14 protein-coding genes are annotated in these 16,535 nt (G+C 52.1%); 8 read left to right on the top strand and 6 right to left on the bottom strand.

Annotated elements, in window-relative coordinates; translation table 11 throughout:
• The first annotated feature begins 149 nt into the window (after nucleotides 1-149).
• Complete coding sequence (locus tag VOI14_RS00145; protein WP_323749991.1) at nucleotides 150-911, top strand: VC0807 family protein; 762 nt, start codon at nucleotides 150-152, stop codon at nucleotides 909-911.
• An 81-nt stretch (nucleotides 912-992) separates the two neighbouring features.
• Here VOI14_RS00145 and gyrB read toward each other — a convergent pair whose 3' ends face one another.
• The 5 genes from gyrB to dnaA form a co-directional block, all read right to left on the bottom strand.
• The gene (gene gyrB / locus VOI14_RS00140) at nucleotides 993-3,407 is read right to left on the bottom strand and encodes a DNA topoisomerase (ATP-hydrolyzing) subunit B (RefSeq protein ID WP_323749990.1); all 2,415 of its coding nucleotides are present in this window, start codon (nucleotides 3,405-3,407) and stop codon (nucleotides 993-995) included.
• A gap of 75 nt (nucleotides 3,408-3,482) precedes the next feature.
• Nucleotides 3,483-4,616: a DNA replication/repair protein RecF gene (recF, locus tag VOI14_RS00135; protein ID WP_323749989.1), complete on the bottom strand. Its 1,134-nt coding sequence runs from the start codon at nucleotides 4,614-4,616 to the stop codon at nucleotides 3,483-3,485.
• Between the two features lie 109 nt (nucleotides 4,617-4,725).
• A complete protein-coding gene (locus VOI14_RS00130) occupies nucleotides 4,726-5,997 on the bottom strand; it encodes an AarF/ABC1/UbiB kinase family protein (protein WP_323749988.1) in 1,272 nt (423 codons plus the stop codon).
• A gap of 18 nt (nucleotides 5,998-6,015) precedes the next feature.
• On the bottom strand, nucleotides 6,016-7,119 hold the full coding sequence (gene dnaN / locus VOI14_RS00125; RefSeq protein WP_323749987.1) for a DNA polymerase III subunit beta: 1,104 nt from the start codon (nucleotides 7,117-7,119) through the stop codon (nucleotides 6,016-6,018).
• Nucleotides 7,120-7,173: 54 nt separating this feature from the next.
• Nucleotides 7,174-8,634: a chromosomal replication initiator protein DnaA gene (gene dnaA, locus VOI14_RS00120; protein WP_416361315.1), complete on the bottom strand. Its 1,461-nt coding sequence runs from the start codon at nucleotides 8,632-8,634 to the stop codon at nucleotides 7,174-7,176.
• 655 nt (nucleotides 8,635-9,289) lie between these two features.
• Between dnaA and rpmH the strand changes: the two genes are divergently transcribed.
• The 5 genes from rpmH (at nucleotide 9,290) to mnmE (ending at nucleotide 13,281) form a co-directional block, all read left to right on the top strand.
• A complete protein-coding gene (gene rpmH / locus VOI14_RS00115) occupies nucleotides 9,290-9,424 on the top strand; it encodes a 50S ribosomal protein L34 (RefSeq protein ID WP_008172542.1) in 135 nt (44 codons plus the stop codon).
• A 15-nt stretch (nucleotides 9,425-9,439) separates the two neighbouring features.
• Nucleotides 9,440-9,838 carry a ribonuclease P protein component gene (gene rnpA, locus VOI14_RS00110; RefSeq protein ID WP_223134608.1) on the top strand — a complete coding sequence of 133 codons (399 nt, stop codon included), beginning with the start codon at nucleotides 9,440-9,442 and terminating at the stop codon, nucleotides 9,836-9,838.
• Entirely contained in the window at nucleotides 9,838-10,131 is a 294-nt protein-coding gene (gene yidD, locus VOI14_RS00105; protein ID WP_323749985.1) for a membrane protein insertion efficiency factor YidD, read from the top strand. Before rnpA ends, yidD begins: the two co-directional genes overlap by 1 nt.
• 4 nt (nucleotides 10,132-10,135) lie before the next feature.
• A complete protein-coding gene (yidC, locus tag VOI14_RS00100) occupies nucleotides 10,136-11,839 on the top strand; it encodes a membrane protein insertase YidC (protein WP_323749984.1) in 1,704 nt (567 codons plus the stop codon).
• A gap of 71 nt (nucleotides 11,840-11,910) precedes the next feature.
• The gene (mnmE, locus tag VOI14_RS00095) at nucleotides 11,911-13,281 is read left to right on the top strand and encodes a tRNA uridine-5-carboxymethylaminomethyl(34) synthesis GTPase MnmE (RefSeq protein ID WP_323749983.1); all 1,371 of its coding nucleotides are present in this window, start codon (nucleotides 11,911-11,913) and stop codon (nucleotides 13,279-13,281) included.
• Nucleotides 13,282-13,304: 23 nt separating this feature from the next.
• On the opposite strand, the gene VOI14_RS00090 is transcribed toward mnmE, so the two are convergent.
• Nucleotides 13,305-14,174 carry a LysR substrate-binding domain-containing protein gene (locus tag VOI14_RS00090; RefSeq protein ID WP_323749982.1) on the bottom strand — a complete coding sequence of 290 codons (870 nt, stop codon included), beginning with the start codon at nucleotides 14,172-14,174 and terminating at the stop codon, nucleotides 13,305-13,307.
• Between the two features lie 194 nt (nucleotides 14,175-14,368).
• Here VOI14_RS00090 and VOI14_RS00085 point away from each other — a divergent pair, with 194 nt between their 5' ends.
• Both VOI14_RS00085 and fghA read left to right on the top strand, forming a co-directional pair.
• Entirely contained in the window at nucleotides 14,369-15,496 is a 1,128-nt protein-coding gene (locus VOI14_RS00085) for an S-(hydroxymethyl)glutathione dehydrogenase/class III alcohol dehydrogenase (RefSeq protein WP_323749981.1), read from the top strand.
• 53 nt (nucleotides 15,497-15,549) lie between these two features.
• Entirely contained in the window at nucleotides 15,550-16,389 is an 840-nt protein-coding gene (fghA, locus tag VOI14_RS00080; protein ID WP_323749980.1) for an S-formylglutathione hydrolase, read from the top strand.
• Nucleotides 16,390-16,535: the final 146 nt, after the last annotated feature.

The raw sequence follows: 16,535 nt of genomic DNA, 5'->3' as shown, positions 1-16,535 counted from the left end.
GCCCGGCGTTTTTATAATTGCCACATTCCAAACAGGGCCTCCCCCCTAGGCGGTTACCCTGACCTTTCAATTCATCGTATACTGCCGAAGCTCTTTACGGCTTTAGCTGTGTTTTATCCTCTCGTTGACTTATTTATCAGGCGGTAATCATGACCTCCCCGAATTCCCCGACCATTCCTGAGCACCAGCCACGCCCGTGGGTTGATCTTCTGGTCAGTATCGTCTTCCCTTCAGTTATTCTTATGAAGCTCAGTGGCGATGAACATCTGGGCAGCGTGAACGCACTGATCATTGGTTTAGCGTTCCCTCTAAGCTGGGGGTTGTTCGAACTGATCCGCTATCGCAAAAAGAACTTTATCGCGCTGCTGGGTCTGATCAGCGTCGCGTTAACCGGTGGTATCGGTCTGCTAGAACTGGATGCTGGCTGGCTAGCCATCAAAGAAGCTGCCGTTCCCACAGTGATTGGTCTGGCAGTATTGGTTTCTACCCGAACCAAGTACCCATTGGTAAGAACGCTGCTGTATAACCCTAATGTTCTGGATGTGGATAAGATTCACCAATCGCTCGAAGAGCGGGGCAGTGTCGATGAATTCGAAAACCGCTTGTTGAAAGCCAGCTACTTTTTCGCCGGTACCTTCCTGTTTTCATCCATCATGAACTACGTGCTGGCCAAATGGATTGTGGTCAGCCCGGCCGGAACACAAGCCTTCAACGAAGAACTGGGGCGCATGACATTAGTCAGTTACCCGATGATCGCGATTCCCTCTATGGTGATGATGATGCTGATCTTCTGGTACCTGTGGCGGACTATTCGCCGGCTCACCGGCCACACGCTGGAAGAAGTGATGTCTCCGCACCTGATTGAAAAAGAGAAGGAAAAAGAGCGGAAGAGGGCACAATCTTCTAAGTAACTCGCTCCGTTTTTCCTGTCATAAAAAAACGGTGGCTCCTTTCGGAGACCACCGTTTTTTTATGCCTGATATTCTGATAAATCAGATGTCCAGGTTGGTGACTTCCAGTGCATTGGTCTGGATAAAGTCACGGCGGGGCTCTACATCGTCCCCCATCAAGGTCGTGAAGATCTGGTCTGCCGCAAAGGCATCCTCGATGGTGACCTTCATCATCCGGCGGCTTTCAGGATCCATAGTGGTCTCCCACAGCTGCTCCGGGTTCATCTCGCCCAAGCCCTTATAGCGCTGGATGTTCAAACCACGCTGCGCTTCCTTCATCAACCACGTCAGGGCGCCTGCGAAGGACAAGACCGGTTGTTTACGCTCACCACGCTGGATATACGCGCCTTCTTCGATCAGACCTTCAAGGGTCTCGCCCAGGTCCGCAATCGCCTTGTAAGAGGTCGACTCAAAGAAGTCGTGGCCGAACACGTGCTCGTACGGAATACCGTGCATGAACACCGTTACTTTCGGCAAGAACAGGTTACGCTCTTCGTCCCGTGTCACGGAGAAGGTGTACTTGGTACCCGTGCGAGTATCCAGCTCCAGGCCTTCACCCAATCGACCTACCCAAGCCGCAACGGCTGCTTCGTCTTTCAGCTGTTCAAACGCCAGAGTGTCGTTGTAAACCATCTGTTCCAGCACTTTGGCTGGGTAGGCGCGGGACAACCGATCGATCATGTTCATGACGGCCTGGTAGTCCTTGATCATGGTTTCCAGTGCAGAATCCTTGATCGCCGGGGCATCCGGGTTCACAAACAGCTGAGCGCCATCTATCGCAGTCTGTGTGAGGTAAGCCACCTTGGCTTTCTCATCCTTCAGATACTGTTCCTGCTTACCACGTTTGACCTTGTACAGCGGTGGCATGGCAATGAAGACATGGCCACGCTCAATGATTTCACGCATCTGACGGAACAGGAAGGTGAGCAGCAGTGTGCGGATGTGAGATCCATCCACGTCGGCGTCGGTCATGATAATGATGGAGTGGTAACGCAGCTTGTCGGGATCAAACTCCTCCCGACCGATGCCACAGCCCAGCGCAGTGATCAGGGTACCGACCTCGGCAGAGGACAGCATCTTGTCGAAACGTGCCTTCTCAACGTTCAGAATTTTACCTTTCAGAGGCAGGATGGCCTGCGTCTTCCGGTCACGACCCTGCTTGGCACTGCCACCCGCAGAATCACCCTCCACTATGAACAGTTCAGAGAGCGCGGGATCTTTTTCCTGACAATCCGCCAACTTGCCCGGCAGGCCAGCGATATCCAGTGCACCTTTCCGACGAGTCATATCACGGGCTTTACGGGCGGCTTCACGAGCCCGAGCCGCTTCGATCATCTTGTTAACGATCAGCTTGGCTTCGTTCGGATGCTCTTGCAGGTATTCGGCAAAGCTTTGGTACAGCTCCTGCTCAACAGCGGTCTTCACCTCTGAGGAGACCAGCTTATCCTTGGTCTGAGAGGAGAATTTCGGATCGGGCACTTTCACACTGACAATGGCCGTCAAACCTTCCCGAGCATCGTCACCGGAGGTAGCTACCTTGGACTTCTTGCCCAGACCTTCATGCTCGATGTAGTTGTTCAACGAGCGGGTGAGGGCGGCACGGAAGCCGGCCAAGTGGGTACCACCATCCCGCTGGGGGATGTTGTTGGTAAAGCAGTAGAGGTTTTCCTGGAACGCATCGTTCCACTGCATTGCCACTTCCACGGCAATGCCGTCTTCGCGTTCGCGGTCGAAATGGAATACCTGGTTGATCGGTGTTTTGTTGGTGTTCAAGTGTTCAACGAACGCACGCAAACCACCTTCGTACTCGAACACTTCCTCACGGCCACTGCGCTCATCGGTCAAACGGATACGCACGCCACTGTTCAGGAACGCCAGCTCCCGCAGGCGCTTCGCCAGGATGTCGTAGTGGAACTGAATATGGGTAAAGGTTTCCGGTGACGGAATAAAGTGTACTTTGGTGCCTGAAGCATCGGTTTCACCGACTTCGCCAAGCGGTGCGTTCGGAACACCGTGTGTATAAGTCTGCTCATACACGGTGCCATTACGGCGGATGGTCAGCGTCAACTTTGAGGAGAGGGCGTTAACAACCGAAACACCTACACCGTGCAGACCGCCTGATACCTTGTAGGAGTTGTCATCGAACTTACCGCCTGCGTGCAGGACGGTCATGATAACTTCCGCGGCAGAAACACCTTCTTCTTGGTGAATATCCACCGGTATACCACGACCGTTATCTTGAACGGTGATGGACTCATCCGGATGAATCAACACGCCGATTTCAGAACAGTGACCGGCCAAAGCCTCATCGATGGAGTTATCCACCAATTCAAAGACCATGTGGTGCAGACCGGTGCCATCATCGGTATCACCGATGTACATGCCCGGGCGTTTACGCACCGCATCCAGTCCTTTTAGGACTTTGATACTGGAGGAATTGTAATTCGACTCACTCATTAACGAGACTCCTGAAGGTGATACCCGGTAACAGATTCAACAGTACTGAAAGGATCTGCTGCAACCTTACCCAGTTTATTCTTCCGTCAATTTTCCATGTTCCACGTGGAACATTCTGTATTCTGGTGCCTGTCCATCCGTCCAAAGCACGTCCGGTTCCGGGTGTTCGATGGACGTTATAAACACCTGGCAACGTAAATCCTGGAGTTTCCGGGCCAGCATAATCCGGTGACGGACATCGAGCTCGGCATTAATATCATCCAGTAAAAAAGTGACCTGCTTACCCAAATCACTTAAAACCTTGCCTTGAGCAATCTTCATAAGGATCACCAAGGTCTTTTGCTGTCCGCGCGAGAACGTCTCCGCTACTGGACGACCGCCCAGCTTTAAACGTATATCAGCTCGGTTGGGGCCATAAAGCGTATGCCCCATTCGGCGCTCTTGTTCTCTATGATTCTTCAATACCTCAACCAGAGAATGGGTCCGGTCCCAGCCCGGATAAAACTCGAGCTTCAGGCCATCCGTCCATCCGGCATCCAGTTCTTTCAGCACCTCATCGAAGGCACGTTTAAACTGATGAAAAACCGCGGCTCTGGTGTCGCTGAGAGTTTCAGCAAGCGCTGCAAACTGATTATCCCATACCCTCATCAACGACTCATCGATTCTACCATTTCTGAGCGTTTGATTCCGCTGTGATGTCACTCTCTGACATTGTTGCCACAAAGACGAAAACGAAGGTTCCACGTGGAACACTAACCAATCCAGAAATTGCCGACGTTTGCCCGGGCCACCCGCGACAATATCAAATACACCAGGGTCGATAACGGAAACTGGTAACCGTTTCGCCAACGACGATAAGCTGCGAACCGCCTCTCCGTTCACCCGCAACGAGGTTTCTTTCGCCGTAATATCTCGAGAGATACCGACACGATGCTCCACCGATTCGGTGTTGTCGTTGCCACCCGCCTGTTCATCGAGCCCGGCATCCAAGGCGCCGAAAACGGTTAACTTATTCTGGCCATGGGAAACCACAGCTTGATGACGGGAGATACGAAACGAGCGGCCAAGCCCGAGGTAACCAATGGCTTCAAGCACACTGGATTTTCCGCTGCCATTAGCACCGTACAAAAGATTGAAAGAAGGTGAGAATCGAATCGGTTCAGGCTCCAGGTTACGAAACCACTGAGTCTGGAGTTTCACTAGCGCCATAGAGGAGGGAATCTCAATATCAGATGGAGAACTTGGAGCCTTAAAAACAAAAGGCAATGCTGATGATCAGCATTGCCTTAGTGTACAAGAAGCTTTGCCACTTCGCTCGTTAATGCAGCATGGTTAGCCGGTCATCCATGAACACATCCATTTCAGGCGCCATGATGTGCACATAGCGGTCGAAATAGAGGAACTGTTTGAGCAATAGCGCAAACTCGCGAGGAAAGTGCAGACCGTGACTTTCACCCACTTTCACCATATCCATCAAAATATGGTTAACGTCGTCTTCCGCCTGGTCCATCTGGTACGCACTTTCATCGGGCACCATTCGGTCCATTTGTTTATACAAACGCTGGAGGTCCGCGGCCAAATCCTGGACTTTCACCGCACGACGGGTGATCCCGATACGGATCATGGCGTCAGCCATACCCTCGAAATTACCCACCATAATCGCCGAGATGAAATCGCTTACAGCCTGCCAGGTATCGGGTTTGATTCGCCCCACGATTCCGAAGTCGATAAAACCGACACGGCCATCTTTCAACACCATCAGATTCCCCGCGTGGACATCCGCGTGGAAAAATTCACACTGGGTCAGACTGGAGAACCAGGTGTTCATAGCGGTGATCAACGTGCGCTCCGGATCTTTTGCGTACGCTCGAATGCTGTCGAGATCCGTTAACGGCACGCCGTAGAATCGCTCCATCGTCAAGATACGACGGCTGCTGCAATGTGGATACACCTGAGGCACCGTTGCCTCTTCATTGCCGGTGCTTTCGAGAAACTCCCGGAACACCTTCAAGTTATCGGCTTCCTTGATGAAATCACATTCTTCCATCATGGTTTTCTGGATTTCATCAACGATGCCAGATAAAGATGTCCAAGATAACTTGGGCGCCAAAGTTTCCAGAATACGCGCGGAGAGGTACAGGAAGTTCAGGTCGGTTAGCAGAATGTTTTCCACACCCGGCTTCTGAACCTTGATCACAACGTCTTCGCCAGTGACCAGCTTGGCGGCGTGCACCTGAGCAATGGACGCGGAGGCCAGAGCAACCGGATCAATTTCCGAGTAAACCTCATTGATCGGGCGCCCCAACTCATCCCGGATAATCTTTTTGATCACACTGAACGGCAGGTTCGGCGTGCTGTCGAGGCAAAACTGAAATTCCTCGACATACTCTTTTGGGAAGAAAGTCGGTGAACTGGCAATGAACTGTCCGAGTTTAATGTAGGTCGAACCCAGATTTTCGAAGGTCTGGCGTAACAGCTTCGGGGTAGGGGGGCGATCCCCCCGCACCCAATTCAGGCCAGTACGACCAAGCACACTCAGGGTTTGGCCAATTCTGAACGCCCCCTTGATTCCATTCACTACAGGTCCCATCAACTCCTCCCGCAACAATTACAAACGCATCGGCATGACCACGTACATGCAACCGTTATCATTTTCGGCTTCGATCAATGCGCTGCTGTTTGGATTGGATAAGGTCACCTTTACCTGAGCATCGCTGAGCGCATTCATCACATCGATCAAGTAGCCTACATTAAAACCGATCTGAAGGGATTCGCCCTGATACTCAACAGGCAGTGCATCTTCGGCCTGTTCCTGATCGGGGTTGTTGGCGAAGACTTCCAGCTCGCCGGGTTTGAGATTCAGGCGCACACCGCGGATGTTTTCGTGCGAAAGAATACCGGCTCGCTGTAAGGTGTTTTTCAGCGTGGCCCGGTCTGCCAGTACAATTTTATCGCCGCCGCGCGGGATAACACGGTTATAGTCCGGGAATTTACCTTCGATCAATTTGGAGGTGAAGGTATAAGACCCCACGGTAGCCCGCAGATGATTGTCGCCAATCACCAAGGTCACCGGAGACTCATCGTCATCCAGCAAACGCGCCAATTCCAGAATACCTTTACGCGGCACGATCACCTGACGCGGTTCCGGACAACCGGTGTCCATATCAAAGTGCGCCAGCGCCAGTCGGTGACCGTCGGTCGCAACGGTGCGTACGTGGCCGGCATCGACTTCCAGCAACAAACCATTGAGGTAGTAACGTACGTCCTGCTGCGCCATCGCGAACGCCGTGGCGTCCAGCATACGACCCAATTCTTTCTGAGGAAGTTCCAGACGGAAGCTTTCAGGCTCGTCTTCGACATTCGGAAAATGCTCGGCCGGCAAGGTCGACAACGTAAAATGAGAGTTACCGGCACGAACGTGCAACCGGTCACCTTCCTGTGCCAGCTCAATCGGCGCTTCATCACCCAAGGCACGGCAGATGTCAGACAGCTTACGCGCAGGAACCGTAATCCTGCCGGGCTGGTCTACGTGCACCGGCGTTACCCGGCCAACCAGCTCGACTTCCATGTTGGTACCGGTGAGCGTCAAGGTATTGTCTTCGGCTTCCAACAACACGTTCGACAGAACCGGCATGGTTTGTTTCTTTTCCACAACGCCAGCAATGCTTTGCAGCGGAGTAAGCAGGGATTCACGGCTGATTGTCAGTTTCATGGCACTCGGCTTCAGTTATCGGAAGTGAATGTTATTAACTTGCCACCCTTCGCATCAGGTGGTCAGTAATCTCATAAAGTTTTGGTAGTCCTCCCGGATACCCGGGTCGGTTTCCTGCAGTTCTCGGATTTTCTTGCACGCGTGCAGAACGGTTGTGTGGTCGCGCCCCCCGAAGGCATCCCCGATTTCGGGCAAGCTATGGTTGGTCAATTCTTTAGAGAGCAACATCGCCACTTGCCGCGGACGGGTGACTGTACGGGTACGCCGCTTGGACAACAGATCAGACACTTTAATCTTGTAATACTCAGCAACCGTTCTTTGGATGTTATCCATGCTGACCTGCTTTTCGTGCAGAGCAAGCAGATCTTTCAAACTCTCCCTGATAAACGGCGGAGTGATCTCGGAACCCGTGAAGTGAGCATTCGCTATCACCAAACGAAGCGCACCTTCTAGCTCTCGGACGTTTGAACGTATTTTCTGCGCAATAAAAAAGGCGGCTTCGCTACTCAGTTTTACGTTCGCCTGATCGGCCTTTTTCATCAGAATCGCTACCCGGGTTTCCAACTCGGGCGGCTCGACCATGACCGTCAATCCCCAACCGAATCGGGATTTCAGGCGCTCTTCCATATCCACAATTTCTTTCGGGAAACGGTCACAGGTGACGATCACCTGTTGCCCGCCTTCCAGCAACGCGTTAAAGGTGTGGAAAAACTCTTCTTGCGAACGCTCTTTGCGGGCGAAAAACTGAATATCGTCAATCAACAACGCATCCACAGAACGGTAATAACGCTTGAATTCGTTAATGGCGTTCAACTGCAGCGCCTTGACCATATCCGCCACAAACCGTTCCGAACGCAGATAGGCGACCTTGGCTTTCGGATTACGGCGCACAATTTCATTGCCGATCGCATGCATAAGGTGGGTTTTACCCAAACCAACGCCACCGTAAAGAAACAGCGGGTTGTATGCGCCCCCCGGATTTTCGGCAACCTGCATGGATGCGGCACGGGCTAACTGGTTCGATTTACCTTCAACAAAGGTATCGAAGGTAAACGTTTCATTAAGGAAGCTCTGGTGTTTGATATCACCTTCTACCTGCACCGATCGGCGTTGGTTAGCCGATGACGACGGAGCAGGCGCCGGCGCAGGAGCATTCACAGGTTCACTGGGTTCGGCGGTGCGTTGAACCGCCGTGGCCGCAACACTCTTTTCTTCTTCGGTGACGGCATGCCCCGTTTCGTCCACTTCAGGAACCGATCGAGCCACCGTATCGTCCGGCTTGGGCGCCGAGCCCACTTTCATCTGAACCCGGGGCGCCTGTCCCCCGTTCAAATCTTTCAATACTTCTTCTATACGCCGGAGGTATTTCTCGTTGACCCAATCCATCACAAAACGGTTTGGAGCAAACAGCATCAACAACCCGTCACGGTGATCGGACTGGAGAGGTCGTAACCAGGTATTAAACTGTTGTGCGGGAAATTCATCCCGAAGTACTTCAAGACATTGATGCCACATACTATTAGGCAAGACCGTCTGCTCCCAACTACCCGACTATGCTCTCAACGGGGAAAACTTACGCCCGTTATTCAAGATGACCACGAATTCTACCCCGCCCGGCCCTTCAGTAAAAGAGCGCTCATCTAGGTAATGAACACCCTGTGGAAACAATTAAACTATGCTTTCAAGCTCTTACAGACATATCTACAAGCTTGTGTACAGAATTGACTTAAAAAATAGTTATGCACAGAACCTTGTGCACAGCCGGGGTAGAGCCCTGTGTGAAAGCTCTGCACCGATCGAGGCATAACTCGGTCCGAAATCCAAAACGACACTTGTTCACAATCCGTCTTGATCTTACACACAGGGCTTAGGCACAGATGTCACAACCCTTATCATTGCGATAACAAACTGTCATTAAAGGATTTTTTTGGCTTTTCCACAGAAAACAGGGTGCGTAATAACAGTAATAATTAATCTTTAAAAGAAATTTAAAAGAACCTAATACATTTATTATTCATCGTTGCGGTATCTACCCACACAGAAAACTTGATCAGCACGACAGTCTTCGATTGATCTTCCCCTCAGATTTGACTAGAATGCCGCTCCTGTTTCAGCTGTCTATTTTGCAGCCAGTTACAAATTTCAATTTACGATTTGTGAGAACATCATCATGAAAAGAACATTCCAACCGAGCGTCCTGAAACGCAAGCGTGTTCACGGCTTCCGTGCCCGTATGGCGACTGCTAACGGCCGTAAGGTGATCTCCCGTCGTCGTGCCAAAGGCCGCGCACGTCTGTCTGCGTAAGCTGATTTCTGCCTCATGAAGGCTTTGACGTTTCCCAAATCCGTTAGGCTTCTGAAGCCAGCTGATTACGGCAAAGTCTTTGATGACGTGCAGCTGAAGGTTCCGCATAGGAATTTTCTGATCCTGGCTGCCCCGAATAACCTCGGTCACGCCAGGGTCGGTCTGATTTTCTCAAAGAAAAACTTGCGCCATGCGGTTCAAAGAAACCGAATAAAGCGCCAAGTCAGAGAAACATTCAGACTGCAGCAAGATTTACCCAGCCTCGATATTATTGTTTTAGGCAGGCAAGGGCTAAATAAGCTTGAAAACCCCGATGTTCGTTCATCACTGAACGACATTTGGCGCAGGGTGAAGAAAAAGTATCGCCAGGTTGCCATTGCCCAGTCGGATGCTAGCGCTCAAGGCAACGAGTAATGCGTCAACTTCTGCTGTTACCTATACGATTCTACCAGTACGCTATCAGTCCCATGATGGCTAACCATTGCCGACACACTCCTACCTGTTCACAATACGCCGTCGAGGCTATTCAACATCACGGAGCATTCAAAGGCAGTTACTTGGCTGGTGCACGTTTGTTGAGATGTCATCCGTGGGGGGATGCCGGTTATGATCCAGTGCCAGGCACTGAATCAAACAAGGATAAACACCCTCAAGTGACAGCTAGTCCAACTGAACCGTTCCAATCCACTACTCAGACCAGACACTAAGTTTATGGATATTCAACGCATCGTTTTGTTTGCCGGCCTCGCGATTGTCAGTTATCTGATGGTGCTAGCCTGGAACGAAGATTATCACCAGCCACAAACCGAGCAGGTGGTTCAGACAGAATCTATTTCCAACGGCACCCAGTCTGCGGACAGTATGGTGTTACCTGAGAGTGGATCTTCCAGTAACGGCGAAGAAGAGTTTTCCACACCCGAAACGGGTGGTGTTGCATCGGTTAATACCGCAACCGACAAAAACATCGGTAACCGTTACATTTCAGTGAAGACCGATGTTTATAACCTGAAAGTTGATCGCATTGGCGGTAACATCGTCGAAAGCTCCCTGCTTGAATTCGACGAATCGTTAAACAGTGAGCAACCCTTAAAGCTCCTTTCCAATACCAATAACCGCACCTATTTCCTGGAAAGTGGTTTGATTGGTCGAGACGGACCCGATGGCCGCAGTGCCGCTCAGCCCCCAGTCTTCGAGGCCTCAGCTAACGAGTTTGTTCTTGCAGAAGGTAGTGATGAACTGAATCTCGACCTGGCATTCACCACCGATGCAGGCGTTAAAATCACCAAACGCTACCAGTTCCAACGCGATAGCTACGAAATTGGTGTTCGTTATCTGATCGACAACCAGTCCGACAGTGCGTGGCAGGGTAATTTCACGGGGAAAATTGTTCGGGACCAAGCTCCTGACCCCACCGCGCAAGCCAGTATGGGTATCAAAGCGTACTTGGGCATGGTGATGAGCACGCCAGAAGATCCGTATGAAAAATACGACTTCGACGATCTCAAAGAATCTCGTATTAACCAATCAGTCACCAACGGTTGGCTGGCATTCCTGCAGCACTATTTCATTACCGCTTGGGTACCCGATTCTGAAACACCAGCGCAATTCCAGACAACACAACGTGGTCAATTGCATGTCATGGGCTTTGTTTACCCGGCAACAACGGTTGCTGCTGGCGAAACAACGGAAGTGGGCGCAACCGCCTACGTTGGCCCGAAGATCATCGATCGACTGGAAGCTCTGGCCCCGAATCTGGACCGTACCGTTGATTTCGGGTGGTTGTTCTTTATCTCACTGCCACTGTTTATCATTCTGGAATGGTTCTATGGCCTAGTGGGTAACTGGGGTGTAGCCATTATCCTGCTGACGGTTCTGGTTAAAGCGGTGTTCTTCCACTTGTCCGCGACCAGTTATCGCTCAATGGCAAAAATGCGCGCTGTCGGACCGCAATTGACTCGTTTAAAAGAGCTTTACGGTGACGATCGCCAGCGCATGTCCCAGGAAATGATGGCGCTGTACAAGCGGGAGAAAATCAATCCGCTTGGTGGCTGCTTGCCTATTCTGGTACAGATGCCGGTGTTTATCTCGCTGTACTGGGTACTGTTCGAAAGTGTTCAGTTGCGCCATGCGCCGTTCATGCTGTGGATTCAGGATTTGTCCCAGATGGACCCGTACTTCATCCTGCCGATCTTGATGGGCGCCAGTATGTTCATCCAGATGAGTCTGAACCCGACACCGCCTGATCCCATGCAGGCGAAGATCATGAAGCTGATGCCTCTGATCTTCACCGTGTTCTTCCTATGGTTCCCGGCCGGTCTGGTACTGTACTGGCTGGTGAACAACATTCTTTCGATCTCGCAGCAGTGGTACATTACCCGCAAGATTGAAGCGGAAACCGCAGGCAAGAAATACTGATCGTTTAGTATTTCTGACCCGACAAAGGCTCCCCTGTGGAGCCTTTGTTAGTTCTAGTCAGGACAGAAACTATGCAGCCAGCTACCGACACTATCGCCGCTATTGCCACCGCTCCAGGCCAAGCCGGGGTAGGGATTGTCCGGGTCTCCGGTCCGAAAGCCTCCGCCATTGCCCGGGCCATGCTAGGCTTCGACCCCAAGCCACGGTACGCGCATTTCGGCCCTTTTCTGGATACTCAGGGTGAGCTGATCGATGAGGGAATTGGTCTGTACTTTCCGAACCCGAATTCGTTTACCGGCGAAGATGTGTTTGAACTGCAAGGCCACGGCGGCACGGTTATTCTTGACCTGTTATTGCGTGAAGTCTGCAACCTGGGCGCACGGTTGGCTCGCCCCGGCGAATTCTCCGAACGGGCGTTTTTGAACGACAAGCTGGATCTCACTCAAGCCGAGGCCATTGCCGACCTGATTGAAAGCAGCTCTGAGCAGGCCGCCCGCTGCGCCGTGCGTTCCATGCAGGGGGTATTTTCCCGGCAGATCGATGATTTGGTTGATGCCGTTACTCACCTGCGTATCTACGTTGAAGCGGCCATTGATTTCCCGGAAGAAGAAATCGATTTCCTTGCCGATGGTAAAGTCGCCAGCGATTTGAACAGCCTGTTACAACGTGTGGAAAAGATCTTGTCGGAAGCCCAGCAAGGCACCATTCTCCGGGATGGCATGAAGGTGGTAATTGCGGGTAGGCCGAATGCCGGAAAATCCAGTTTGCTCAATGCCTTGGCTGGTCGTGAAGCGGCTATTGTGACGGCAATTGAAGGTACCACCCGGGATGTTCTCAGGGAACATATCCACATTGACGGTATGCCGCTGCACATCATCGACACCGCGGGACTCCGCGACAGCCCGGACGAAGTCGAGCAGATTGGTATTGCCCGTGCCTGGGATGAAATCCGACAGGCCGACCGCATCTTGCTGATGGTCGATGCCACCACCACGGACAAAACCGAGCCCCATGAAATCTGGCCGGATTTTATCGATCAACTGCCGAAGAATGCACCGGTCACCGTGATCCGAAACAAAGTGGATTTGTCCGGTGAACCAGTCGGTATCCGCGACGAATCGGCGCAAGCTGCGCCCGTCGTGCGTTTGGCTGCCAAAGAAGCCGAAGGTCTGGATATTCTTCGTGACCATTTGAAAGCCTGTATTGGTTTTGCCAGTACCACCGAAGGCGGATTTTTGGCTCGGCGCCGGCATCTGGATGCACTGGAACGTGCCCGGGATTCGTTGATTCAAGGTCAGTCCCAGTTGCAAGGCTACGGAGCAGGGGAGCTGTTGGCCGAAGATCTGAAAGCCGCCCAGGATTCGTTGGGTGAAATTACCGGGCATCTGACCCCGGATGAGTTGCTGGGCAAGATCTTCAGCTCGTTCTGTATTGGCAAGTGAGTGCGCGAAAGCCTCACTTGCTTTTAACTCAACGACTCGTCCAGGAAATCCAGAAGCATCCGGACTTTTGGGGATAAGTGTCGGTTGTGTGGATAAACGGCCCAGATACCATCATCCGCTTCTTGATAATGTTCCAGCAAACTCATAAGTTTTCCACAGGCCAGTGATGGTTGAACGTAGTAGTCCGGCAGCTGCACGATCCCTATGCCTTTCAGAGCGGCGTCCAGCAATGTCCAGCCGCTGTCGCACTTCATATTGCCTTTGATTCGGACGCTGTGAGATTTGCCTCGATCCTGAAACCGCCAGTAATCCAGGTTCCCTTGCAGGCAGTTGTGTCGCTCCAGTTCCGATAACGAGTGCGGTACACCGTAGGTGGACAGGTAATCGGGCGAGGCACACACGTACAAGGTCCGCGATGACAAGCGTTTGGCCATCATGGTGGAGTCTTCCAGTTTCCCCAGACGAATCGCGAGATCATAGCCGCCACCCACCAGGTCCAGCTTCTGATTCGTCAGATTCAGTTGCACATCCAGTTCCGGATAACGGAGCACAAAGTCGTTTATCAAGGGCCCAATAACTTTCTCACCATAGGTAACCGGCGCGGTTAGCCGTAATTTGCCCTTAGGGATAAGTTGCAGATTGGTCATCGCGCGTTCGGCCTCTTCCAACCCATCGAGTACCTGTCGGCAATATTGATAATAGGTCTGCCCGGCTTCGGTGACCGACACCTTGCGTGTAGTGCGGTAGAGCAACTTGGTGGAAAGTCGGGATTCCAACGCGCTGACCTGACGACTCACTTGCGCGGTGGATATGCCCAGCCTTTTCGCCGCCGCCGTAAAGCTCTCGGCTTCGGCGACCGCGACAAATTCACTTACGCCCTCCCAGATAAACATGTATGGATCCTTGCGTAACGGTTTGAGTGGGTTTAGATACAAGGTACAGCGTTCACCTTGTTACCTCTATTGTTACTGTGTGGTAAAAGTGAATTGACGTAATGATGGATTATCAATTTTATGAATAACAATACAATGATCCCATCAACGTGGCAGACATCTCTGCCGAAGCCCGACTAAACTTGGAGAGCCACATGACTCAAACCATTAAATCCAAAGCAGCCATTGCCTGGGGCCCGAAGCAACCTCTGTCTATTGAGGAAGTGGATGTCATGCCGCCGCAGGCTGGCGAGGTTCGTATTCGTGTGATGGCCAGCGGTGTCTGTCACACCGATGCGTTTACTCTGTCGGGTGAAGACCCAGAAGGCATCTTTCCGACGATCCTGGGCCATGAAGGTGGCGGTATTGTTGAATCCATTGGCGAAGGCGTAACCAGTGTAGCGGTGGGTGACCACGTGATTCCGCTGTATACCCCTGAGTGTGGCGAGTGCAAATTCTGCACCTCGGGTAAAACAAACTTGTGTCAGAAAATCCGTGAAACCCAGGGCAAAGGCCTGATGCCAGACGGCACAACGCGTTTCTCCCTGAACGGCGAGCCTATTTACCATTACATGGGTTGCTCGACGTTTTCTGAGTACACCGTCTTGCCTGAGATTGCCTTGGCGAAGGTCAACAAAGAAGCGCCACTGGAAGAAGTCTGTCTGCTGGGCTGCGGCGTGACCACCGGCATGGGTGCCGTGATGAACACCGCCAAGGTAGAAGAGGGCGCCACTGTAGCTATCTTCGGTATGGGCGGCATCGGCTTGTCAGCGGTGATTGGTGCCACCATGGCAAAAGCAAGCCGAATCATTGCCATCGACATCAACGAGAGCAAGTTTGACCTGGCGCGTCAGTTGGGCGCGACCGATTGCATCAACCCGAAAGATTACGACAAACCGATTCAGGAAGTGATCGTTGAACTGACCGACGGCGGTGTCGACTACTCCTTCGAGTGCATTGGAAACGTGGATGTGATGCGTTCGGCTCTGGAATGTTGTCACAAAGGTTGGGGCGAGTCGGTCATCATCGGTGTGGCCGGTGCCGGCCAGGAAATCTCCACCCGCCCATTCCAGCTGGTGACGGGTCGGGTCTGGAAAGGTACTGCGTTTGGCGGTGTGAAGGGCCGTTCCGAGCTGCCGGGCATTGTTGATCGTTACATGCAGGGTGAGTTCAAACTGAATGATTTCATCACTCACACCATGGGCCTGGAAGCCATTAACGAAGCGTTTGATCTGATGCACGAAGGCAAGAGCATCCGCAGCGTTATTCACTTCGACAAGTAATCGAAAAGGCTGCTTGTGCCCGGTGCAGGCAGCCTTTTAGTTGAGAGGTTCCCATGTCTATTGAAAACCTGAGCAGTAATAAAAGTTTTGGTGGTTGGCACAAGCAGTACAGTCATTACTCCGAGACACTGAACTGTTCAATGCGTTTTGCAATTTACCTGCCGCCGCAGGCTTCCAAGGGCCAAAAGGTACCCGCTGTGTACTGGTTGTCCGGTCTGACCTGCACCGATGAAAATTTCATGCAGAAAGCCGGTGCTCATCGTCTGGCCGCGGAACTGGGCGTGGCCATCATTGCCCCGGATACCAGCCCCCGTGGTGACGATGTCGCCGATGATGATGGCTACGATCTGGGTAAGGGCGCCGGGTTCTATGTGAATGCGACCCAGGAGCCCTGGAGCCGGCATTACCGCATGTACGATTACGTGCTGGACGAACTCCCGGCGTTGATTGAAAGCATGTTCCCGGTCAGTGATCAGCGTTCCATATCGGGCCACTCAATGGGTGGTCATGGCGCGCTGGTGTTAGCAATGCGTAACCCGGAGCGGTTTCAGTCGGTCTCGGCGTTTAGTCCGATCAGCAATCCGGTCAACTGCCCATGGGGCAAAAAAGCATTTGCGGCTTATCTTGGCAAAGATACCGCCAGCTGGGCCGAGTACGACGCCAGCCTGCTGATGCAAAAGGCCAGCAAGTTCGTGCCGGCTAGGGTGGATCAAGGCGAAGCCGATAATTTCTTGGCTGAGCAACTGAAACCGGAAATGCTGGAAGTTGCTGCCAAGCAAAGTGGTTACCCGTTGGAACTGAATCGGCATGAAGGCTACGACCACAGCTATTACTTCATCGCCAGCTATATTGAAGAGCACCTTCGCTTCCACGCGAAGCACCTTAACCGGTAATACTTTTCGCCCCGCAGGCCATGCTTGCGGGGCTTTTTTTCTAAACATCTCCTTCCAGAAATCCACTTCCAGGCATTAAATCATTGCAATCATCAAATGCAAAGAATTATCATTTGCGCTCGTTATTTGTTATCAACTTTGCAAGG

The sequence above is a fragment of the Marinobacter sp. genome (assembly GCF_034669625.1).
Classification (GTDB): Bacteria; Pseudomonadota; Gammaproteobacteria; order Pseudomonadales; family Oleiphilaceae; genus Marinobacter.
The sequence above is the reverse complement of the archived record's forward strand: the minus strand, read 5'-3'. Positions and strand labels throughout refer to the sequence as shown.

What these genes read in the sequence shown, in the direction of transcription:
- gyrB (WP_323749990.1), bottom strand. Translation starts at nt 3,407, where the DNA reads ATGAGTGAGTCGAATTACAATTCCTCCAGTATCAAAGTCCTAAAAGGA.
- rnpA (WP_223134608.1), top strand. Translation starts at nt 9,440, where the DNA reads ATGAAGGCTTTGACGTTTCCCAAATCCGTTAGGCTTCTGAAGCCAGCT.
- rpmH (WP_008172542.1), top strand. Translation starts at nt 9,290, where the DNA reads ATGAAAAGAACATTCCAACCGAGCGTCCTGAAACGCAAGCGTGTTCAC.
- dnaN (WP_323749987.1), bottom strand. Translation starts at nt 7,119, where the DNA reads ATGAAACTGACAATCAGCCGTGAATCCCTGCTTACTCCGCTGCAAAGC.
- VOI14_RS00090 (WP_323749982.1), bottom strand. Translation starts at nt 14,174, where the DNA reads ATGTTTATCTGGGAGGGCGTAAGTGAATTTGTCGCGGTCGCCGAAGCC.
- VOI14_RS00145 (WP_323749991.1), top strand. Translation starts at nt 150, where the DNA reads ATGACCTCCCCGAATTCCCCGACCATTCCTGAGCACCAGCCACGCCCG.
- fghA (WP_323749980.1), top strand. Translation starts at nt 15,550, where the DNA reads ATGTCTATTGAAAACCTGAGCAGTAATAAAAGTTTTGGTGGTTGGCAC.
- yidC (WP_323749984.1), top strand. Translation starts at nt 10,136, where the DNA reads ATGGATATTCAACGCATCGTTTTGTTTGCCGGCCTCGCGATTGTCAGT.
- mnmE (WP_323749983.1), top strand. Translation starts at nt 11,911, where the DNA reads ATGCAGCCAGCTACCGACACTATCGCCGCTATTGCCACCGCTCCAGGC.
- VOI14_RS00085 (WP_323749981.1), top strand. Translation starts at nt 14,369, where the DNA reads ATGACTCAAACCATTAAATCCAAAGCAGCCATTGCCTGGGGCCCGAAG.
- recF (WP_323749989.1), bottom strand. Translation starts at nt 4,616, where the DNA reads ATGGCGCTAGTGAAACTCCAGACTCAGTGGTTTCGTAACCTGGAGCCT.
- VOI14_RS00130 (WP_323749988.1), bottom strand. Translation starts at nt 5,997, where the DNA reads ATGGGACCTGTAGTGAATGGAATCAAGGGGGCGTTCAGAATTGGCCAA.
- dnaA (WP_416361315.1), bottom strand. Translation starts at nt 8,634, where the DNA reads ATGTGGCATCAATGTCTTGAAGTACTTCGGGATGAATTTCCCGCACAA.
- yidD (WP_323749985.1), top strand. Translation starts at nt 9,838, where the DNA reads ATGCGTCAACTTCTGCTGTTACCTATACGATTCTACCAGTACGCTATC.